The sequence below is a fragment of the Roseibium alexandrii DFL-11 genome, assembly GCF_000158095.2.
GTDB classification, from domain to species: Bacteria; Pseudomonadota; Alphaproteobacteria; order Rhizobiales; family Stappiaceae; genus Roseibium; species Roseibium alexandrii.
The window spans coordinates 2,907,610-2,927,541 of the sequence record NZ_CM011002.1 but is presented as its reverse complement, the minus strand read 5'-3'; the positions used below and the strand labels follow the sequence as shown (position 1 = coordinate 2,927,541).

At 55.7% G+C, this 19,932-nt stretch carries 17 protein-coding genes; 5 read left to right on the top strand and 12 right to left on the bottom strand.

The genetic code is table 11. From position 1 onward, the window contains the following. Nucleotides 1-69: 69 nt before the first annotated feature. Together SADFL11_RS13530 and SADFL11_RS13525 are read right to left on the bottom strand one after the other, a co-directional pair. Complete coding sequence (locus SADFL11_RS13530) at nt 70-1,560, bottom strand: sigma-54 dependent transcriptional regulator (protein WP_008195924.1); 1,491 nt, start codon at nt 1,558-1,560, stop codon at nt 70-72. A 146-nt stretch (nt 1,561-1,706) separates the two neighbouring features. After that, a complete protein-coding gene (locus tag SADFL11_RS13525; protein WP_209002597.1) occupies nt 1,707-2,468 on the bottom strand; it encodes a hypothetical protein in 762 nt (253 codons plus the stop codon). Between the two features lie 372 nt (nt 2,469-2,840). On the opposite strand from SADFL11_RS13525, the gene SADFL11_RS13520 reads away from it, so the two are divergent. Continuing rightward, nucleotides 2,841-4,349 (top strand): EAL domain-containing protein, encoded by a 1,509-nt coding sequence (locus SADFL11_RS13520; protein WP_008190982.1) that lies wholly within the window; start codon nt 2,841-2,843, stop codon nt 4,347-4,349. Nucleotides 4,350-4,519: 170 nt separating this feature from the next. Here SADFL11_RS13520 and SADFL11_RS13515 read toward each other — a convergent pair whose 3' ends face one another. The 5 genes from SADFL11_RS13515 to ileS form a co-directional block, all read right to left on the bottom strand. Next, nucleotides 4,520-5,857 carry a M16 family metallopeptidase gene (locus tag SADFL11_RS13515; protein WP_040451542.1) on the bottom strand — a complete coding sequence of 446 codons (1,338 nt, stop codon included), beginning with the start codon at nt 5,855-5,857 and terminating at the stop codon, nt 4,520-4,522. 2 nt (nt 5,858-5,859) lie between these two features. Then, complete coding sequence (locus tag SADFL11_RS13510) at nt 5,860-7,377, bottom strand: M16 family metallopeptidase (RefSeq protein WP_008190892.1); 1,518 nt, start codon at nt 7,375-7,377, stop codon at nt 5,860-5,862. A 55-nt stretch (nt 7,378-7,432) separates the two neighbouring features. Next, nucleotides 7,433-8,158: a hypothetical protein gene (locus SADFL11_RS13505; RefSeq protein WP_008191299.1), complete on the bottom strand. Its 726-nt coding sequence runs from the start codon at nt 8,156-8,158 to the stop codon at nt 7,433-7,435. A gap of 74 nt (nt 8,159-8,232) precedes the next feature. Beyond that, the gene (lspA, locus tag SADFL11_RS13500) at nt 8,233-8,769 is read right to left on the bottom strand and encodes a signal peptidase II (RefSeq protein ID WP_008194703.1); all 537 of its coding nucleotides are present in this window, start codon (nt 8,767-8,769) and stop codon (nt 8,233-8,235) included. Between the two features lie 18 nt (nt 8,770-8,787). Beyond that, on the bottom strand, nt 8,788-11,748 hold the full coding sequence (gene ileS, locus SADFL11_RS13495) for an isoleucine--tRNA ligase (RefSeq protein ID WP_008196154.1): 2,961 nt from the start codon (nt 11,746-11,748) through the stop codon (nt 8,788-8,790). Between the two features lie 373 nt (nt 11,749-12,121). Between ileS and SADFL11_RS13490 the strand changes: the two genes are divergently transcribed. Further along, nucleotides 12,122-13,363, top strand: a complete 1,242-nt coding sequence (locus tag SADFL11_RS13490) for a glycosyltransferase family 87 protein (protein ID WP_008190409.1) — start codon at nt 12,122-12,124, stop codon at nt 13,361-13,363. Here SADFL11_RS13490 and SADFL11_RS13485 read toward each other — a convergent pair. The 3 genes from SADFL11_RS13485 to SADFL11_RS13475 form a co-directional block, all read right to left on the bottom strand. Then, nucleotides 13,323-14,246, bottom strand: a complete 924-nt coding sequence (locus SADFL11_RS13485; RefSeq protein WP_209002595.1) for a DMT family transporter — start codon at nt 14,244-14,246, stop codon at nt 13,323-13,325. The genes SADFL11_RS13490 and SADFL11_RS13485 overlap by 41 nt on opposite strands. After that, the gene (locus SADFL11_RS13480) at nt 14,243-15,241 is read right to left on the bottom strand and encodes a bifunctional riboflavin kinase/FAD synthetase (RefSeq protein ID WP_008193972.1); all 999 of its coding nucleotides are present in this window, start codon (nt 15,239-15,241) and stop codon (nt 14,243-14,245) included. The genes SADFL11_RS13485 and SADFL11_RS13480 overlap by 4 nt, the downstream gene beginning before the upstream one ends. Nucleotides 15,242-15,390: 149 nt before the next feature. Then, complete coding sequence (locus SADFL11_RS13475) at nt 15,391-15,837, bottom strand: MaoC family dehydratase (protein ID WP_008193409.1); 447 nt, start codon at nt 15,835-15,837, stop codon at nt 15,391-15,393. Nucleotides 15,838-16,090: 253 nt separating this feature from the next. On the opposite strand from SADFL11_RS13475, the gene SADFL11_RS13470 reads away from it, so the two are divergent. Then, the gene (locus SADFL11_RS13470; RefSeq protein ID WP_006935666.1) at nt 16,091-16,474 is read left to right on the top strand and encodes a response regulator; all 384 of its coding nucleotides are present in this window, start codon (nt 16,091-16,093) and stop codon (nt 16,472-16,474) included. Nucleotides 16,475-16,658: 184 nt separating this feature from the next. Continuing rightward, a complete protein-coding gene (locus tag SADFL11_RS13465) occupies nt 16,659-17,360 on the top strand; it encodes a protein phosphatase CheZ (protein ID WP_008188608.1) in 702 nt (233 codons plus the stop codon). Between the two features lie 135 nt (nt 17,361-17,495). Here the strand turns inward: SADFL11_RS13465 and SADFL11_RS13460 are convergent, their stop codons facing one another. Continuing rightward, nucleotides 17,496-18,509 (bottom strand): zinc-binding alcohol dehydrogenase family protein, encoded by a 1,014-nt coding sequence (locus SADFL11_RS13460; RefSeq protein WP_008195699.1) that lies wholly within the window; start codon nt 18,507-18,509, stop codon nt 17,496-17,498. Nucleotides 18,510-18,532: 23 nt separating this feature from the next. Continuing rightward, on the bottom strand, nt 18,533-18,823 hold the full coding sequence (locus tag SADFL11_RS13455) for a putative quinol monooxygenase (RefSeq protein WP_040452884.1): 291 nt from the start codon (nt 18,821-18,823) through the stop codon (nt 18,533-18,535). A 101-nt stretch (nt 18,824-18,924) separates the two neighbouring features. Here SADFL11_RS13455 and SADFL11_RS13450 point away from each other — a divergent pair, with 101 nt between their 5' ends. Next, nucleotides 18,925-19,857: a LysR family transcriptional regulator gene (locus SADFL11_RS13450; RefSeq protein WP_008196159.1), complete on the top strand. Its 933-nt coding sequence runs from the start codon at nt 18,925-18,927 to the stop codon at nt 19,855-19,857. Nucleotides 19,858-19,932: the final 75 nt, after the last annotated feature.

Genomic DNA, 19,932 nt, shown 5'->3' with positions numbered 1-19,932 from the left:
ATTTTGCCGATATAGACCGAGCGCCGCCAAGAAACAAGGAAATGTGTGCGTTGCGGTAAATATAGCCGGTTAAAGGCTGCGTGCGGACCAGGATTGTTTTTTGCGATAGATTGTCGACGGGCTGATCTCCAGTGCCGCAGCGGCCATGGCTATGTTCCCATCAAACGCATCGAGTGCATCTTCGATAATGCGGCGCTCTTGAGCCCAAAGAGGTTCAATCGCACCGAATGGCCGGCTGGCAGGAGCCACGCGAGACCGTTCGCGCGACAGGTCGATGATGCCGTTCGGGCGCGATTGCGCATCACGAATGACCAGAGGCAGCATGTCATGAGTAACGGCAGCGCCGTCATTCATAACGACAATCTGACGGATCGTGTTCTCCAGCTGGCGGACATTTCCCGGCCAGCCGTAGGAGACAATCCGTGCTTCTGCATCTGCGTCAAAACCGCGGAAGTTGCGGCGTTCCTCACCTGAGTACCGTTTCAGGAAAGCTTCGGCCAACGGCAGAATGTCCTCCCGCCGTTCCCGTAAGGCAGGAAGGTGCACCGGCAGAACATGTAAGCGATAGTAAAGGTCTTCGCGGAACCGGCCGGCGGTGATTTCCGTCAATGGGTCACGGTTGGTCGCGCATATGATCCGGGCATCTACCTTCCGGCTGGCCGTGTCGCCAAGTCTTTGGAACGTGCCGGTTTGCAGAAAGCGCAGAAGCTTACTCTGCAACAGCAGATCCATCTCGCCGATTTCATCAAGGAACAGTGTGCCACCATCGGCTTGTTCTGCCGCGCCGGCACGATTGTCCCCAGCACCAGTGAAAGCGCCTCGAACGTAGCCGAAGATTTCACTCTCGATCAGATCCCGGGGAATAGCCGCGCAATTCAGGGTCACAAATCGACCTGAGTTCCGATCCGAGAGTTCATGCACTGCGGCCGCACATAATTCCTTTCCGGTTCCAGATTCACCGGTAATGAAAACAGGTGCTTGTGATGGTGCCATGCGCCGGACTTGATCGTGAATGTCCAGCATTGCGGGGGATGTGCCGATCAGCCTGTCGAGACCCAAAACTTGTTTGGGCTCAGGAGCATTGCGCGGTGTCGGCAGGTTGTCCTGGTTCGCAACCTCAACCCGGATCGCCCTATCCGTTGCTTGCTGGCAAGGCTTTGCAATGGGCCGGCGCTGTTGCAGTTGGAACGTGATTTTTGATGCGAGTGCATCCAGAGAAAATGGCTTGGTCAGGAAATCATGAGCCCCGGCGCGCATGGCACTGACCGCGCGGGAAACGGACCCCATCGAGGAGACAGCGAGAATAACGGCCTTGGGGCAGCGGACCGCGTAAGCCTCTAGTGCTTCGTCGCCGCCAATCGTCTCAAGATCGATGATGAGGATGTCTGTGGTCTTATCAGCAAGGTCCTGCAGACAGGGAGCGGTATCGGTGTAGAGGATTGGTTCAGAACACTCGGCCGATAATCTTGCACAGACTGCCGATGTGCGGGCTGCTTCAGACGACGATGCGTCCAAAACGCGTACAATCACAGGCAAGGTCTTGCCCTCTTTACTCCCCATCGCAGGGTAACTCCCATCGCTTTGGTCATAATCCTTCGGGGCTCGAAAGATTGACTAATGGGATAATTCGCCAAACAGGGTAAACAAAGCGTTGTCACAAAGCGCAAAATGCAGTTTTTGCCCGGAAAGGCATTGAAACGCGCAAGTTATTCACTGCCTACCCAGTAACCGGCCGCCAAGCAAACCGCATTTGTGACAAGCAGCCAGCCAATGGGAATTTGCGGACGGGACACTGCATTTTTGAGCAGTTTACGTGCACTGGGCGAGCGTAAGTGAGCAGTTTTTGGCAGGTCGTAAGGCCCTGACAGTTCTTCTATTCCTGGATGTGCTGACGAGGCCGAGCTGGTATCAGAGGTTGTGGGTGCTGTTGAAAGCCTTTCCGCTGGCGGATAGTCATGCTGTGCGGTGGCTGATGTGGGGACGCCGGGTGTGGCTGTCATGTTCGCAAACTCAAAAGCCGGCGCATAGCCGCCCTTCGGGATTGAGATCCTCACCTGATCTGACGCCCCTGATCCCTCATAGTATTTGGATAACCGTGATCTCAGCCGGGCCGCCTCGACCCTGACGATTGGATCTTTGTCCGGATCGAAATTTGCATCGCGTCCAAGAGCCTCGACAGCGATTGTGATCCCTTTCAGCGTCTCGGTCTGATCATTGAGGGCAGCATTGACCACGAAATGCAGGAAAGCCTGCAATTGAGGAGCTGACTTGAACTCCGTGCTGTTGAGGATGTTTTTCAAAGAACCAAGGACAGCGTCTGCTCGGGGCCGCAGGTCGGTTTGTCCGGGCTTGGATCGTGAAGCTTGTGCCGTGCCTGTTCTGCCCTGACCGCCCGACAAAAGTGGACCCTGGAATGAGGGGGATATGTCGGTTATGGTTGAACCTTCTTCGAATGGTTCCGACCGCAATGATCGCCCCGGCATGGGCATTTTGAACGCCTTTCTGCTCCTGTGAGACTGCTGAAGAACAAAAGCTTACGTTAGGTAATCTTACGACATGTGTATTTGATTTCAATCCCTAATTGCCGGAGAACGGGCAAAGCGGTACCCTCTAACGCGGCTAGCGCGGGAGAAACCGGGGCACTGATTTGGTGTGCGGGTCATTTTAGAGCCGCATTGCGCGCATAGTCGGGGACAAGTCGCCAAAAACAGGTTTTACAGGAGCTTACGGATTCGGAGGCTGCGCTGTCTTAAGGCATGATTAACCAGTCTTTTTTGATTCGCATCGGGTAGATTCAGTACCAAATGGGCCGAACTGCGACCATATTTGTAGCGATATGCATGGTGATCATTGCACTGTCTTCAGCGGCAGTGATGGTTTTCCAATTTGGCCGTCCATTTGGCGAAGCCGTGTCTCTGTCCCTAGCGCTGATGTGCACGATGATCCTCGTTCATTTGCTGATCGGACGGTCGCGGGACCGCAGTGCAGTGAGCGACGCCGTAGAGCGCCTCGAAGAACGCATGACGGATCTCGACGAGGATGTCGGCAATCTGGAAGGTCGTCTCACCGGCATGGAACATACGATGCCGCGCCGGACCCGGGCAGAAATCGATCCATTGTTTGCAGAGGTCGAAGTGCTCGGCACTCTGGTCAAGCAGATGGCAGAAGCCATGTCCGACCTGGAGACCAAGGTGGAGGATCAGCAGGCCATTGCACCTCCGCCACCCATGCAGAGTTTGCCGCAATATCAGCAGCCTCAGCAGCCAAACCAAGGATATCCGCAGACCAACGGCCAAGGTCAATCTCATCCGGGTCAGTATCCGCAGCAAGCGCCAGTCCCGCACCATGCTCCTTACGCGCCACCGCAAGCGCCGCAACCTGGCCCTTACAATGACGGCGTCGTTCCGACCCATCGTGATATGTCTGAGCTGGACCGTCGCTATGGTGTGCACGTGCCACGCGATGGCCGTGCGCCTGATGGTGGTGCCGGTGCGCGCGAAATCGATGAAGGTTTTGCCGATCTTCCGGCTGAACCATCTGCGGAGCGCCTGACCAATCCAGGCCCCAACCCGGCCATGAATGAGCTCATCACATCGGCGCTGAATGCAAACCGTGTTGAGCTTTTTCTGCAACCGATTGTGAGTTTGCCTCAGCGTCAGGTGAAGCACTACGAAGCGTTTACCCGCCTGCGGAACGCCAATGGCGATTCCATTGAGGCGCAAGCCTTCATGCCCGAAGCCGTTCGCTCCGGACACATCGCCCGCATCGACAACTTGCTTCTGTTCCGGTCGGTTCAGGTTATCCGCAGGCTGATGTCGCGCAATCGCAACGCTGTCCTGTTCTGCAACATCTCTTCGTTGTCCTTGTCGGACAAGACCTTCTTCCCCGGCTTCCTGGAGTTCGTCCGGTCCAACCGTGAGTTCTCAGACGCCCTGATTTTCGAGTTCTCGCAATCCGACATTGCTCAGATGAGTGCAGTTGAGCTGGAAAGCCTTGCGGCGCTTTATGAATCCGGTTTCCGTTTCTCTGTTGATCAGATTGATGACATGAGAATGGACTTCAACAGCCTGGCGGGCCGTGGCTTTAAGTATGGCAAGTTGAATGCGGATTATCTGATTGGCCGGCGGGAAACCAATCACGGTCACATTCACCCGGCCGATTTTGGGGATCTGCTGCATCGCTACGGGATGGAACTGATCACTGATCACGTAGAAACCGAGTCCCAGGTGCTTGAGCTCCTCGACTTCGACGTCAAACTGGCCCAGGGCAACCTCTTCTCACCGCCGCGGCCTGTGCGGGCGGAAGTCTTGCAAGGCACACCGGCACCACGCAAGAAAGCGGCTGGCTAGACCGGCCCCTTTATCAAGCCTTCTTTGATGAGCCGGTCGCACGACGAAGGCGCTGTTGCAAAGCCAGAAGCTTAGCGTCACAAAAAATTCTTCACGATAAGCTCCAAATAAAAAGCGGCGGAGACGTCCCGCCGCCTTTTTGTCTTTAAGTCTAAGCCCTGGCCTACTGATCAGTCGGTTGCAGGCGGGCTATTGGGGCCGACCTGGATAATTGTCGGGTCAACACCGGCTAGGAGACGCTGCGCGACCCGGTTGACATTGTCCAGAGTGACAGCCTCGATTTCGCTGTTACGCCGGTCGAAGTAATCAATGCCAAGACCGGCATTTTGAAGAGCAACCAGTTGCCGGGCGATTTTTCCGGAACTGTCAAACCGGAGTGCATACGAGCCGGTCAGAAAGCGTTTGGCACTCTCAAGTTCCGGCTCTGTCGGTCCTTCCTCGGCCATCCGTTTTAGCTGAGCCAGCATGACGTCGACGGTCTCGTTTGAACGCTCGGCTTTTGTTGAGGCAGAGCCAATGAGAACGCCTGTGTGCTTGTATGGCGAAAGGGATGTCCCCGTGCCATAGGAGAGGCCGCGCTTTTCGCGTACTTCCTGATACATCCAGGACGTGAAGGTTCCACCGCCCAGAATGTGGTTCATGACAAACGCTGCCTGATAGTCCGGATCATCGCGCTTCAAACCCGGCAGCGACAACAGAATCGTAGTCTGCGGTACATCAAGGAACGCTTCGACAATGTCTCCGGTTCGCGGGGTGAGCTCTTCGATTGGCTTCAGGTCGGCTTTCCCGGGCAAATCTGCAAAGACTGTATCCAGAACTGATTTCAGGGTTTCAGCATCGATCGCGCCAACAACTCCGATTTTGAGGCCGTCCGTTGCGATGAGTTTGGACTTGTGCGCTTTCAAGTCATCCGGTTGAAGGCCCTCTAGTGTCTCAAGTGTACCAAGCGTCGGTTGCGCATACGGATGGTCACCGAACACAGCCTTCGACAGTGCGAGTCCCGCGATGGCATCCTGATTGGTCTCATTCCGCTTTGCGCGTGTGATAAGCTGAGTTTTCATGCGCTCAACTGGCTCAACATCGAACCGCGGGGCGTTCAGAGCGAGTGCGAGCATCTCCGTCGCTTCAGGAAGCGTTTGGGTCAGGGTGCGCATGCTGCCGAAGAACCTGTCCTTGCCGGTGCTGAAGTTGACGCTCACGGCCAGCTCCTCAAGCCGTGCCTGATAGTCTTCCGAGGTCAGGTCACCTGCGCCCTCATCCATTGTTGCGGCCAGAAGGCGTGTGAGACCGGCTTTGTCTGCCGGATCTTGAGCCGAGCCACCTTCAAAAGAGAAGTTAAGGGCAATGATCGGCACGGTGTGGTCTTCAACCAGCCATGCTTCGATGCCCTTCGGACTGATAACCCTTTCCACTTCCACAGCAAAAGATGGACGCACTGCGAGGGCTACAACGGCAAACACGAATGCGAACAGGGCAGGGGCGGCGGGAAATGCGTTTTGCAATCTCATGATCAAGACTCCTTGCCGGATTTATCGGCGGTGTCGGCGTTTGATTGCGGGCTTCTGAGTTCTCCGGTCACAGGTGTTGCTGTCAGATAGTCTCTTGCAACCGCTACAACGTCCTCGGGCGTAACAGCTTGGATTTGGCTTGGCCAAGTCTGAACGTCTTCGACATTCATGCCGGTTGTGAGGGCTGCGCCGAAGAGCCTTGCAAGGCCGGTCTGGCTGTCTTGAGCGTAAATCGAACTCGCGATCATGCTGCGTTTTGCCCGATCTACCTCTTCTTCGGTCACACCCTCTTCCAGCAACTTGCTCAGTTCCTGCGCGGCAGCCTCCTCAATGTCTTCCAGCGTATGGCCGGGTCGCGGTGAAGCGTAGACAACAAAACGCCCGCTGTTCAGGGCTGTGCTCTGGTAATAGGCGCCCGCACTTGTGGCGAGGCCGGCATCCAGCACAAGGGCCTTGTAAAGACGGCTGGATGGGCCTTGGCCCAAAACGTAGGACAGAATATCCAGCGCTTCCGGTGTGCGGCCCTCGCCAGTTGTCTGGCTCGGCACGATCCATGTGTGGGAGAGCGCCTCCTGACGAACCCGCGGGTCGGTGACCACGATCCGCCGTTCCCCGGCAAGCGGCGGTTCCGCTGGACGTAGACGCTCGCCCGGCTCTGCCCGGCGCGGGACCTTGCCATATGTGTTTTGTGCGAGGTCCAGAACGGTTGCTGGCTCTACGTCACCGGCTACCACAAGCACGGCATTATTCGGAGTGTAGAAACGGTCATAGAATGCGATTGCTGCATCCTTGTTGAGAGCTTCGATCTCATTCTGCCAGCCGATAATCGGTGACCCGTAGGGATGATTGACGAATGTGATGGCGTTCATCGCTTCCCGCAAGCGTGACCCGGGATCGCTCTCAACCCGGTCTCGACGCTCTTCCAAAACAACGTCCCGCTCAGGCGCAACCACTGCGTTGCTGAGGACGAGGTTTTCCATCCGGTCCGCCTCCATTTCCATCATCAGCGGCAAGTGTTCTTTTGCAACACGCTGGAAATAGGCGGTGTAATCATAGCTGGTGAAGGCATTTTCCTGGCCGCCACGATCAGCAATGATTTTTGAAAACTCACCGTCCGGATGGTCCTCTGTTCCCTTGAACATCAGGTGTTCCAGGAAGTGGGCGACACCGGATTGACCTTCGGGCTCATCGGCCGATCCGACCTTGTACCAAAGCATGTGTGTGACCACGGGTGCCCGGCGGTCAGGGATCACAACCACTTCGAGCCCATTGTCGAGGACAAACCGCTCCAGGTTCGGCGCGATGACAATTTCGTCTTGGGTGACCTCTAGCGCGTTTGCCTTGGACAGGCTTACGCCGGATAGCGGAACGGCAAACAGCGTGGCGGAGAAAAGGCTTGCCAATAGTGTGCTGCGCAAGGTGCGGTCAAAACTCAGTATCGGTATTGGTTGGCGCAATCCAATCACGGGGAGCTCCTGTTGTGTGCCCAAACGAAAAGGCCTCCGGCCCAAACACCCCATATAGGGTCGAATGGATCGGAAGCCTCATTAATTGTCTGTAATTTGGCGTGAAGAGTTAGTTACAGTATTTGGACTCACCCGCCATACATCTCGGATCAAGACGGTTTGTTTCGTGGTCCCGCTGCACCTTCACGTATTCTTTTTTCACTTCGATTTCCGTAGACGGCATCGGAGCGTCGGCAGACGGCGTGCTGTACGCTGCAGGCGGCTCGATCAGATATTGCCGTTGAAGTGCAGCGCCAGCAGTCTGTGTGCCGCCCTGCTGCTGTTTAAGCGCATTGAACCGCTCCGACTCGATTTTCATTTGTTCCGGCGACAGACGTTTTCCCGGGCCAAGCGCGGTGTCCGGATCGGATGCGGCTCGCAGCTCGGGTGTCGATGCAGGACGTTCGACACCGACGATTTCAATTCCTGCCATTTGTTCCGGTGTCAGCCGCTTCAGGTCACCGCGGTGGTCCGTGGCCACCTCATAACGATCCCGCAGGGCGTTCATTTCATCTTCATTGCGCTGTTCGGGCCAATTCTGCGACCCTGCACCAGCAACTTCGGTTGACGGTGACGGCAATGTTGTGTTGTCGGCCGGCATGGCAAGCGGAGCGCGTGGTTTGTACTCGATCTCTTTTTTGTTTGGATCGACGGCGCCAAGGCCCGACATGATGTTGTTCACCAAAGCCGTATCGGGAGCAACAGTCGTTCCGTCGGCTGCCTGACAAGCTGCGAGGCCTGTCAGGGCTGCGAGCAGAAGGCCTTTGGAGATGAAATCGCCGAACGTGCGCACCACAACGTATCCTTCAAGAAATCGGACACTGTCTGACCACCGCCAAACAGAAAATAGTAGATACAGCCTATAAACCGCTAATTTGCGGCTGAATTTGGACCGTTTGCGAAACTGTCATACAGGAGACCGACGACACCTGCAACGATCCACACGTCGGCGAGGTTAAACACGTACCAGGAGAACGTGCCGGCGTGGAAGTGAACGAAGTCGACCACAGCTCCGTAAACCACCCGGTCTACACCGTTTCCGACTGCGCCGCCGATGATCAGGGCGAGTGCAAGAGCCGGAAGCTTCAAATCGACGCGGGTCGACCAAATCCACAGTGCGATCGTCGCCGCAATTGTGAAACCGGCGAGCAACCAGCGGCCCAAATCACTGTCTTGCTGGAAAAGGCCGTAAGAGATGCCGCGGTTCCATACGAGAACAAAATCCAGAACTGGTAAGACCCTTACCGGGCCGTTTGCGGCAAGATCAAAACCATGGACGAACCAGACCTTGGTTGCTTGATCCAGAATTAGGCAAATGGCAGCGAAGGTCAAAACGAGCCAGCTTAAGCCGCCCCAGACATAGGTCGGTTTTGCGGGGTGATCTGAATTATCACTGCCATTTGTCATCAAGGTCTCATAGATCCGTTATGCGGCAACGTTCGCTGCGTCCCACTCACGCAGCGCGTCGGCGTCCCTTGGCGTCACATCTGGATAATCCGGGTCTGTACCGACTTCCGGCAGGATCTTCCAGGACCGGGCGCATTTGGTGCCCTCCGCAAGAGCGGGTACGACGGCAACGCCCTTGGTATCGTCAAGCGAAAACGCGCCTTCCGGGGCCGGATCCGAACTCAAGGTGAGTTGGCTGGTGATGGCAATGTCAGCCATATCCCGGCCTTCCAGTGCAGCCATGAGATCTGGATCGGTAACATGAACAACGGGATGCGCTTCCAAAGATGAGCCGATCCGCTTCTCGCGGCGTTCGATCTCAAGAGCACCGGTGATCACACGGCGCACCGTTTTGATCTTGGCCCACTTCTCTGCCAGCGCATCGTCTTTCCAGTCTGCCGGAATCGCCGGGAACTGCTGCAGATGTACAGATGTGTCTTCGCCGTAGCGGGAGACCCAGGTTTCGTCCATTGTGAACGGCAGCATCGGCGCCATCCATGTCACCAGGCTGTTGAACAGCTCGTCGATGACATAAAGAGAGGCCTTGCGGCGATTGGAAGACCCGGCGTCGCAATAAAGCGCGTCCTTGCGGATGTCGAAGTAGAACGCCGACAGTTCCACCGTCATGAATGTGAACAGCTGGTGGAAGATCTTCTTGTAATCATAATCGGCATAGGCCTGGCGCACCATAGCATCAAGCTCTGCAAGCCGGTGCAGCATCAGGCGCTCCAGCTCCGGCATGTCACTGAGGGCAACTTCTTCTCCGGTCGCATGCGCCAGAGAGCCCAGCATCCAGCGGAGTGTGTTCCGCAGCTTGCGGTAGCTGTCGACGCTGGTCTTGATGATTTCCGGACCGATCCGCTGATCTTCCGAGTAATCGCAGGACGCTGTCCAAAGACGAAGGATGTCCGCGCCATATTGCTTGATGATGTCCTGTGGGAACACCTGGTTGCCAAGCGACTTGGACATTTTGCGGCCATCTTCGGCCATTGTGAAGCCGTGCGTCAGGACCGCATCATACGGTGCATGGCCCCGGGTGCCGCAGCTTTCCAGAAGCGAGGAATGGAACCAGCCGCGATGCTGGTCCGACCCTTCAAGGTAGAGCACGTAATCCTTGCCGCCAGCAGTCTTGCGCTGCGGGTTGAGGTCTTCACGCTTTTCCAGGCAGAAGGCATGGGTGGACCCGGAATCGAACCAGACATCCAGGATGTCCATGACCATGTTCCACTCGTCGGCCTTGTGATCATTTCCGAGGAAGCGTTCTTTTGCCCCCTCTGCGAACCAGGCATCCGCACCTTCTTGAACAAAAGCCTCAAAGATCCGCGCATTGACCGCCTCATCTTTGAGGACTTCAGATGTGTCCTTGTTGATGAAGACCGTGATTGGCACGCCCCAGGCACGCTGACGTGAGAGAACCCAATCCGGGCGGTTCTCGATCATCGAGCGCAGCCGGTTCTGACCGGAAACCGGCACGAAACGGGTTTCGTCAATCGCATTGAGGGCCCGGGTCCGCAGCGTGTCGCCTTCGCCGGACAATGTCTTGTCCATATAGACAAACCATTGCGGTGTATTGCGGAAAATGATCGGTTTCTTGGAGCGCCACGAATGCGGATACTGGTGCTTCATGCGGCCAAGCCCGATCAGAGCGCCGGCATCCTTCAGGAACTCGATGTTGGCTTTGTTCGCCTTACCCTTTTCACCTTTATGCGTGATGACCTGATTGCCCTCCAGGCCCGGGGCGTCCTTGGTGTAGAAGCCGTCATCGGCAACTGTGAAGGGGATCGCGGTGTCGATGCCGCGATCATCAAGGTCCTTGGCGTTTGCCATCCAGATTTCAAAGTCGTCGGCACCATGGCCCGGAGCCGTGTGTACGAAACCGGTGCCGGCGTCATCGGTGACATGCTCGCCGTCGAGCAGCGGCACGTCGAACTGATAGCCGCCAAGATCCAGATCACGGTAGGGGTGCGCCAGCGTGAGCGCAGCCATCTCCTCCGGTGAGACAGCGCGAACCAGTTTGAAGTCTTCGATGCGGGCGTTTGTGAAGACGTCCCCAGCAAGCGCGTCAGCAAGGATCAGAAGGTCACCTTTTTGCACCCAGTTGTCATCCGGCAAGCCGTCCTGGGTGACTTCATAAAGACCGTAATTGATCCGGGACGAGAAGCACACGGCGCGGTTGCCAGGGATGGTCCACGGGGTGGTCGTCCAGATAACAACCGAAGCGTCGAGCAGCTGCTCGGCCGCTGCTTCATCGGTGCCACCGGCCTCAACGATTGGGAACTTCACCCAGATCTGGTCTGACTGATAATCGTGGTATTCGATTTCAGCCTCTGCCAGCGCTGTCTTTTCGACAACGGACCACATCACCGGTTTGGAGCCGCGATAAAGCTGGCCAGACAGGGCGAATTTCATCAGTTCCTGGGCAATGACCGCTTCGCTTTCAAAGCGCATGGTCAGGTAGGGATTGTCCCAGTCGCCTTCGATACCGAGACGTTTGAACTCCTCGCGTTGCACCCCGATCCAGTGATCGGCGAAGTCCCGGCATTCTTTGCGGAACTCGTTTATCGGCACTTCGTCCTTGTTCTTGCCTTTGGCGCGGTATTGCTCCTCGATCTTCCATTCGATCGGGAGACCATGGCAGTCCCAGCCCGGAACATAGTTGCTGTCATAGCCCATCATTTGCATCGACCGGGTGACGATGTCTTTCAGGGTCTTGTTCAGCGCATGTCCGATATGGATGTTGCCGTTTGCGTAAGGAGGGCCGTCATGCAGGATGAATTTGTCCCGGCCGGCAGATTGATCCCGCAGCGTCTTGTAGATGTTCAGCTTTTCCCAGCGCGCCAGGATCTCCGGTTCTTTCTTGGGAAGGCCGGCCCGCATCGGGAATTCGGTTTTCGGCAGATTTAGCGTTTCAGAATAGTCGCGTTTTGGAGCGTCGGTCATCGGTGGTCGATCCGGTCAGCGGGACGAGGCCCGCAGTCAATTTTCATGAAATGTCTGCCGGCATGATGACGGCAGTCGAACGAGGTTTATCCCGGTCCCTGGCGCCGCACTTGCGTCAGCCGAGGGCCGGGCCGGTAATTCGCTTGATGTACGCCACCTTCGTCCGGGGGCGGAAGACAACCTGTTTTTGCATGGCATGGGACATAGCAGCAGTTCGGCAAGGAATAAAGAGGGGCAGGGGATTTGATCAAAGGCACGGCTGTTTCCGCATCCATGGATCCAACACAGGCATGTCAAAATTAGCGGTTCTGCAAGAATTGATGGGCATATCTGTGCGAAGTGGAACTGAAGCTCGAACGGTACGGTAGCCCGCATGGAAAAGTTGAAACACCTTGAGACGATCCTGACACCGGACCGGATCGATGTGTTTTTGCGGCTTGGCCCGATATTCTATCTCGTAGGAATGTTGGGGTATCACATTCAAGAGGCCCATTACCGCGACGCCGTGCACGGCCTGTTTCTCCTTGGAGATTACATTTGCTATTGGCTTGCGGCCGTGACTGTATTGGCGGGGACACCGTTCGACGTCTATGACAACGATGCGTTCCGGTTGGTCGCTGAGAACTTTGTTGCGGAATACGGTTATCTACCGTTCTTGTATCCGCCGACCTACCTGCTTGCCATGGTACCGTTCGGGCTTCTCCCGAACTGGCTGTCGCATATCCTGTTCTTTTCCTTGACCTTGGGCGCGTTGGCACTCGTAGGACGTATTATTTGGGGTGGCTGGAAAGGCGCACTGATTGCCTGCGCATTCCCCGGCGTTCTGGGCGTTCTGATCCATGGCCAAAACAGTTTTCTGACGGCTGCGTTGTTCGGTGGGGCACTCGCTGCGCTTGGCGGGAAACGCTACATCTTGGCCGGCATCTTGATTGGCTGCATGACCTATAAGCCGCAGATCGGTGTTCTCATACCATTTGCTCTTTTGGCTGGGCGTTATTGGACAACCTTTATTACTGCCGGAGTGACCACGGTGGTATTCGCTGCGCTACCGGCGTTGGCATTCGGGCCGGAGATTTGGCTGGCGTTCTTGGAGCAGAGCAAATTTGCCGCAACACTCCTCGATCAAGAGCTCGTCGGGCATTGGAAGTATTTGTCGATCTATACTGGTCTGAGGATAATCGGGTTGCCGGATCAACCCGCGATGCTGGCTCAGCTTTTGTTCGCAGCAGGCTGCCTTGTTTGGGTCGTGCGTCTTTGGTGGAGTGACGCGCCATTCGAATTAAAAGCGGCAGGCCTTGTCGCTGCGAGCCTTCTGGCGTCTCCTTACATGCTCACTTACGAGTACGTTATTCTGGCTGTCCCGATTCTGTTTCTCGCGCGCCATGCGGTTGACGGCAATCTGATGCCCTTTGATACGTCTCTGTACGTTTTGATCGTGCTCCTGACCCTGTTAGCCCGCGTAATTGCGGAACACACGGGGGTCCCACTGGCCAGCGCTCCGGTTCTATTGACCATGTTCCTGACGCATCGCTACTACAAACAATGGGAACATGGTCGGGCAGGCGTTGCGGGTACTATCCGGCCGCCTGTTTCCTCACCCGCTCCCGGTGCGTGATGTAAAGACCGCTGCCGACAATCAGGCCGATGCCGACCCATGTGAGCAAATCCGGGAAATCGGCAAATACCAGAAACCCGAACAAGGTCGCGCTTACGATTTCCAGGTACTGTAGAGGTGCGAGCAGGCTTGCGCTGCCACGTTGGAACGCGGCCACCACCAGTCCATGGGCGCAGAAGGATATCAGGCCAATCAATGCCAAAAGCCCTGCTTGCCAAGCATTCGGCCAGACGAAGACGACATCGCCCACGTCAAACGTGGTGGCCACGATAAGTATCGCACCCAGATAAAGGCTCCCAGCCAGACCGGCACTCAGTTGGATCGTCAGCAGATCATCCCGAACGGGGTACAGTCGGTTGAGAAGCAGATAGAACGAAAACAGCACGGCCGTTGCGACCGGCAATAGGCTCACGAGGCCGATCTCAGCAAGGTTCGGCCGCAAGATAATGAGCGCGCCAGCAAGACCAAGAGCGATCCCGCCGATCCGCCGGGGGCCGACGGGTTCTTTCAAGATGAGCGCTGCAAGGATCGTCAGGATCATCGGCTCGACAAAAAAGATCGAGATGGCTGTGGCGACCGACATGTACTTCACCGCGATGAAGAAGCACAACGACGCCGAGGCCAGCAAAATCCCGCGCAGAAAATTCACGAAGGGTTGCTGTCCGCCAGGGCGTGGCAAGCGCAACAAGATCAGCGCAAACACCAAGCTGACCAGAAACTGAAAGACAAACCGGCCAAACGTGACTTCCAGTGGATGGATGGACAACGAAAGGTATTTTGCGATGATGTCCATCACGGGCACGATCAGCATCGCGCCGGACATCAAAAGAATTGCCTGTAACGGATTTTCGCTGACGTCGATCGCAGGCGACCGTTGTCTCACGATGCGAAGTCCAAGAGTTTCAGATCGATTTCGGACAAGGGCTGCAGTGATGCCAGGGCCGCGCGCGCTTCTTCACTGTCCCGGTCCATCTGGCTGATCAGCGCTTCGGCGTTGTCGAATTTTGCCTCACCTCGAAGATAAGAGACCACGTGCACCCGCAAGGTCTTGCCATAGAGGTCACCTTTGAAGTCGAACAGGTAGACTTCAAACAGGGCTGCCCCGTTGTCGAACGTCGGCCGTCTTCCATAACTGGCAACGCCGCCATACCAGTTTTCCCCGACCTTGACCTTGACCGCATAGATGCCTTGCAGCAGCGGACAATCTTCGGGCATCCGAAGATTTGCGGTTGGGTAGCCGAGATCCCGGCCCCTTTTGTCGCCATGCTGAACTTGCGATTCGAAAAACCACCGGTAGCCGAGGAGGGCATTCGCTTCGGCCATGTCGCCGGTCGCAAGGTTGTCCCGGATGCGCGAGGACGAAATCACGTCAGCATTCTCGTCTTCTTCGCGCTGGACGATTGTGACGCCAAAGCCGTGCTGGGCTCCGGCCGCGCGCAAGTAATCCGGTGTGCCCTGGCGGGCGCGGCCGAAGTGAAAGTCGTAACCGGTAACGGCATGGGAAATGCCGAGCGTGTCGATCAGAATGTCTTGAACGAACGCGTTGGCATCAACAGCTGCGAAGTCTTTTGTAAACGGCAGGATCAGCGCGCCATCAAGACCGCAGACGCGCAACATTTCGGTCTTGAGCGGCGGTGGGGTCAGCCGAAACACGGGCTTGGCCGGATTGAACACGGTTCGCGGATGTGGTTCGAAACTCATTGCGAAGACCGGGTGATGCGTTCCGCGGCCAAGTCCGAGGGCAGCGTCAAGAACGGCCCGGTGACCACGGTGCACGCCATCAAAATTGCCAATCGCAACCACACCGCCCTTGAGACTGGCAGGAAAACTCTCCAGTGATTCGGCGATTTGAAATTCAGAGGATGGGGTGCGATTCATGCAACTGACCTATGCGCAAGGTGGCGTTCGTTCTGGCGTTCCGGAGCAGACAAGAAAATCCTGCCGGTTCCAAGCCGCGTGGAACGTGCCGCCAACACCAAAAAAGGTCAAGCTGCTCCCATGATGAAATTGAACTGGGTTTGATCAGATCAAAGCCGGGAGCGGTCTTCGGTCTTGCTCGGGACCTTGACCAAGGCTTCGCCCTCAAGCACCACGGTGTCGTCGACACTGCAAATGCAGGACAGCCGGGCCCTGTTGCCGCGCTCCATCAGTTCTTCGACGCGCACCGTCACCGTCACATCATCGCCGATCTTTACCGGTGCCTTGAAATTCAAGGTCTGCGACAAGTAGATCGCGCCAGGTCCGGGCAGGCGGGTGCCAAGAACAGCGGAAATCAGGCTTGCGGTATAAAGGCCGTGCGCGATCCGCGTTTTGAACGGCGTTCTGGCTGCAAAATGCTCCGACAGATGGATCGGATTTCTGTCGCCGGAAACTTCGGCAAAGCCCACCACGTCGGAGGAACTGACATGTTTTACGAGTTCTTCCGTCATGCCGACGGTGAGATCTTCAAAACAGAGTTTTTGCAATTCCAGCATGATGTTTTTGGCCCTGTATCTTCCGTTTTTTTGTGCGTTGGACGCTAAGCGCGCCCGGGAATTCTGACAATTATGCTTTCGGTGAAGAAAAAAAGTGTCTGTTATTAACGGTCTTTTCAGGTGCTCCCGTTAATTTGCGTTGAGTGTGGGGAGGTGAGGACACAAATAAATGTGTCGCTCTCCTTCGAAGTCATAACGCGTTTCCAACGGCCCACGGCCAGGGGCCGCGCACCTTGACAGTATGGAGTAGACAATGGCCCTTGATCTTCAGATGCCGGTCCTCGTGGTCGATGACTACAAGACGATGATTCGCATCATTCGCAACCTTCTGAAACAGCTCGGTTTCGAAGACATTGACGACGCTGCGGACGGCACCGAAGCCTTGGAAAAAATGAAGCAGCGCCGCTATGGTCTTGTGATCTCGGACTGGAACATGGAGCCGATGACCGGTTACGAACTGCTGAAGCAGGTTCGCGCCGATGGTTCCCTCAGCAAAACACCGTTCATCATGGTGACAGCTGAATCCAAGACCGAAAACGTGATTGCAGCAAAAAAAGCCGGTGTAAACAACTACATCGTGAAGCCGTTCAATGCGCAGACATTGAAAGGGAAAATTGAGGCTGTCTTCTCCGACTAAAACACTTTGGCTTGGCGGAGACCGGTGTACGTGTACGTCTCCTTCTCCGCCCTTGCCGGCATTCTTTTTCAAGTTAAGCAGTCGGGCTGGGCAGGCAGGCTGTTGCCGGACGAGTGCGCCAAAAAAGTTTTATAGCCGATCTCTCAGTGCTCGGCATCTGCTGTTTGGAGGCGGCGGTTAAGCAATGGACACCATTGAAAGGCTGGATCTCATGGCCAAAATAAAACAAGAAAATGTCGCGCAAATCATCGATTTCCTGGAACAAAACAAGACCCGGGACGGGGAAGTTTCTCTAAACGATGTGATGCATCTTGCCGAAGTGATGTCCGGGTCAATGCACGACTTTCTGTCGACGGTTCAGCCGGCTGTCACGGAAGAGCTGACAATGATCGCGAGAGAAATCACACGCATGAAGCAGGAGATTTCCGCGCTTCGTGCCAATGATATGACCGGCAACAAGATCCCGGATGCCGGCCGCGAACTCGACGCCATCGTTGAGGCGACTGAAAACGCGACCAACACCATCATGGAAGCTGCCGAAGAAATCATGGCTGCGGATCCGAGTGACGCTGAGGCCTACCAGGACCTTGTCAGCAACAAGATGATCGGCATCTTCGAAGCGTGCACCTTTCAGGATATTACCGGTCAGCGTATTTCAAAGGTGGTCCATACCCTCCGCTTCATTGATGAACGGGTGACATCCTTCATTGAACAATTGCGGATCCCGGCCGATTTTGAAGCCGAGACGGAAGAAACCGATGAAGAGCGCCGCAAGCGGGAGCTGATCCTCCACGGGCCGCAGCACTCCGGCGAAGGCGTTTCTCAAAATGACATCGACGCCCTTCTCGGTGACAGCCAGGCAGACATCGACAAACTGTTCGACTGATCATCGCCGGGCACAGAATTGAAAAAAAGGCCGCTCCCTCGGGCGGCCTTTTTGTTGTTCCATCAGAAACTTGCCAGGGCGAAAATGAGTCTGCTGCTTGGATGAGAGTGTCGAGCGAAATGCCGGTTAGGCCTCTCAGAATCCTTCGAGCACGATCTTGCCCTTAGATTTTCCGCTTTCAAGCAAAGCGTGGGCCTTCATAAGGTTTGCCGCGTTGATCTTGCCAAAGCTCTCGGCGACCGTCGATTTGATTGCTCCTGCATCAATTAAGGACGCAACTTCATTCAATATGTCTCCCTGGCGTTGCATGTCAGCTGTTCCGAACATCGGGCGTGTGAACATGAACTCCCAATGGACCGAGATCGCTTTGGACTTGAAGGGCATAATGTCGAAGGTGTCGGGATCGTCAATCAGCCCGTACCGGCCCTGTGGTGTCATGATCTCAGAAACTTCTGCGGAATAAAGATGGGAATGGGTCGTCGAGTACACGAAATCGACGGTACCGACGCGCAGAGCCTCGATCTGCGGCCCGAGGGCCTCGGCGTGACTGATAACGTGATGCGCCCCCAACTCTTCTACCCATGCCTTCGTTTCCGGTCTCGAAGCGGTCGCGATGATTGTCATATCTGAAAGAGCACGAGCCAGCTGGATGGTAATGGACCCCACACCACCCGCTCCGCCGATGACCAAAAGCGTGTTGTTGCCGCCAGGGATCGCTTCGTTTATCCGCAATCTGTCGAACAGCATTTCGTAGGCGGTAAGGCTCGTCAGCGGCATGGCGGCGGCTGCATCGGTAGGTATTGAGCTTGGCGCTTTGCCAACGATCCTTACGTCCACCAGGTGGAACTCGGAGTTTGCGCCCGGCCGGTTCACCGCACCCGCATAGAAGACACGATCACCTATCGAGAAATTTGTGACAGCGTCACCTAAACCAACAACTTCACCGGCGGCATCCCAGCTCAAGATACCGGGTTTCCCGTTCGTGGGTGCACGCCGCTGGCGGATTTTAGTATCTACTGGATTAACGGAGATCGCATCGACCTTCACCAAGAGGTCATGACCCGACGCCGTTGGCGTTTCAGTTTTGAAGTCAATCAATGCGTCGGGCCGGTCAATCGGCCCAGTTTCAAGATATCCAACTGCTTTCATGGCGTGCTCCTTTGATCTGGCGCTTAGCCGATGATGGTCATCTCGTTGAGCGTGAATTCTTCAACAGCGCCATCCGTGGCCTCCATGTATGCTGCCAGGTGTGGCGCACCCATGTGGGTCTGCCACAACTCACGGCTTTCCCAGTTCTCATAAAACATGAAGTGCGCTGGATCGTCGTTGTCCTGGTGTAAGTCGTAGTTGATGCACCCTTGTTCGGCGCGGGTGACGTCGATGAGCTTGAGAAGCTCAGACTTCACCAGGCCGATCTTGTCCGGGTAGGCTTTGATGTTGGCGACAATTGTCAGCTTAGTCATTGGAAACATCCTTTGTTTTATTCCTCAAACTGCAATTTACGAGGCCGCTTATCCGGGATAAACAGGCGTATTCCGAAAACATAATCCGGAAATGTCGGCTAATGCTTCTCGATAATCTTCGATTGTTCATGATCATCGCAGAGAAGGGCAGTCTCGCGGCAGCTGCCCGCGAAACCGGAATATCGACGACCACTGTCTCCGAACGCTTGGCTGCACTCGAAGCTCATTACGGCGTGGTGTTGTTCAATCGCACAACACGGTCCATCAGCTTAACGGAGGAGGGCCGCACGCTTGTCAACGGTGCACGTGCGGTTCTGATTGAAGTTGCGGATCTCGACACACGCATTCGTCATGGGGCCGAGACCCTCTCCGGGTTGATCCGCATCTCTGCACCTGTCGATCTGGGCCGCAGCATCATCTCACGGGCGATATCGGCATTCACCGAAGAAAATCCTGCAGTTTCTATCGAACTATCCTTGTCGGACGGATACGTTGACCTCGTCGGTCAAGGATTTGACATGGCAGTTCGTTTTGGCAATGTGACAGATTCCACCCTGAGGGTGCGGAGCCTTGGGTCTTTTCAACGCCTTATCTGTGCTGCACCTGAATATCTGAAGAGGCATGGCACCCCGAAAACCCCTGAAGATCTGATGAACCATAATTGTCTTGTCATGCGCTTTGGGGAGACCTTGGACAGTGTTTGGGAGTTCGGCAAAAAATCAAAAAAGAAACGGGTAACAGTTCGTGGGAGCCGGGTTGTCAACGATGGCTGGCTCATCCGATCCTGGGCCTTGGCAGGACACGGTATTGTTTTAAAGTCCGAGCTGGATGTCGCCGAAGACATTCGATCCGGAGCCTTGGTATCTTTGCTCTCTGAGCATTTGCCGCCGCCGAACCCGCTCCAAATGATGTTCCCGCCAGGAAGAGCACAGCCGCGACGTGTTACGGCTTTTGCTGACCACCTTCGCAGGACAGTTCCGGTTTCCCGCTTTGACGTGTCGAGTGTTCGCTCGAATATTGAGACGTATAGCTAAGGCAAATACGAGCTAAGTTTCCGCGCGAGCGGAAATTAGCTACCGCGGCATTCCCGCGGGCCGGTCATTCATTCA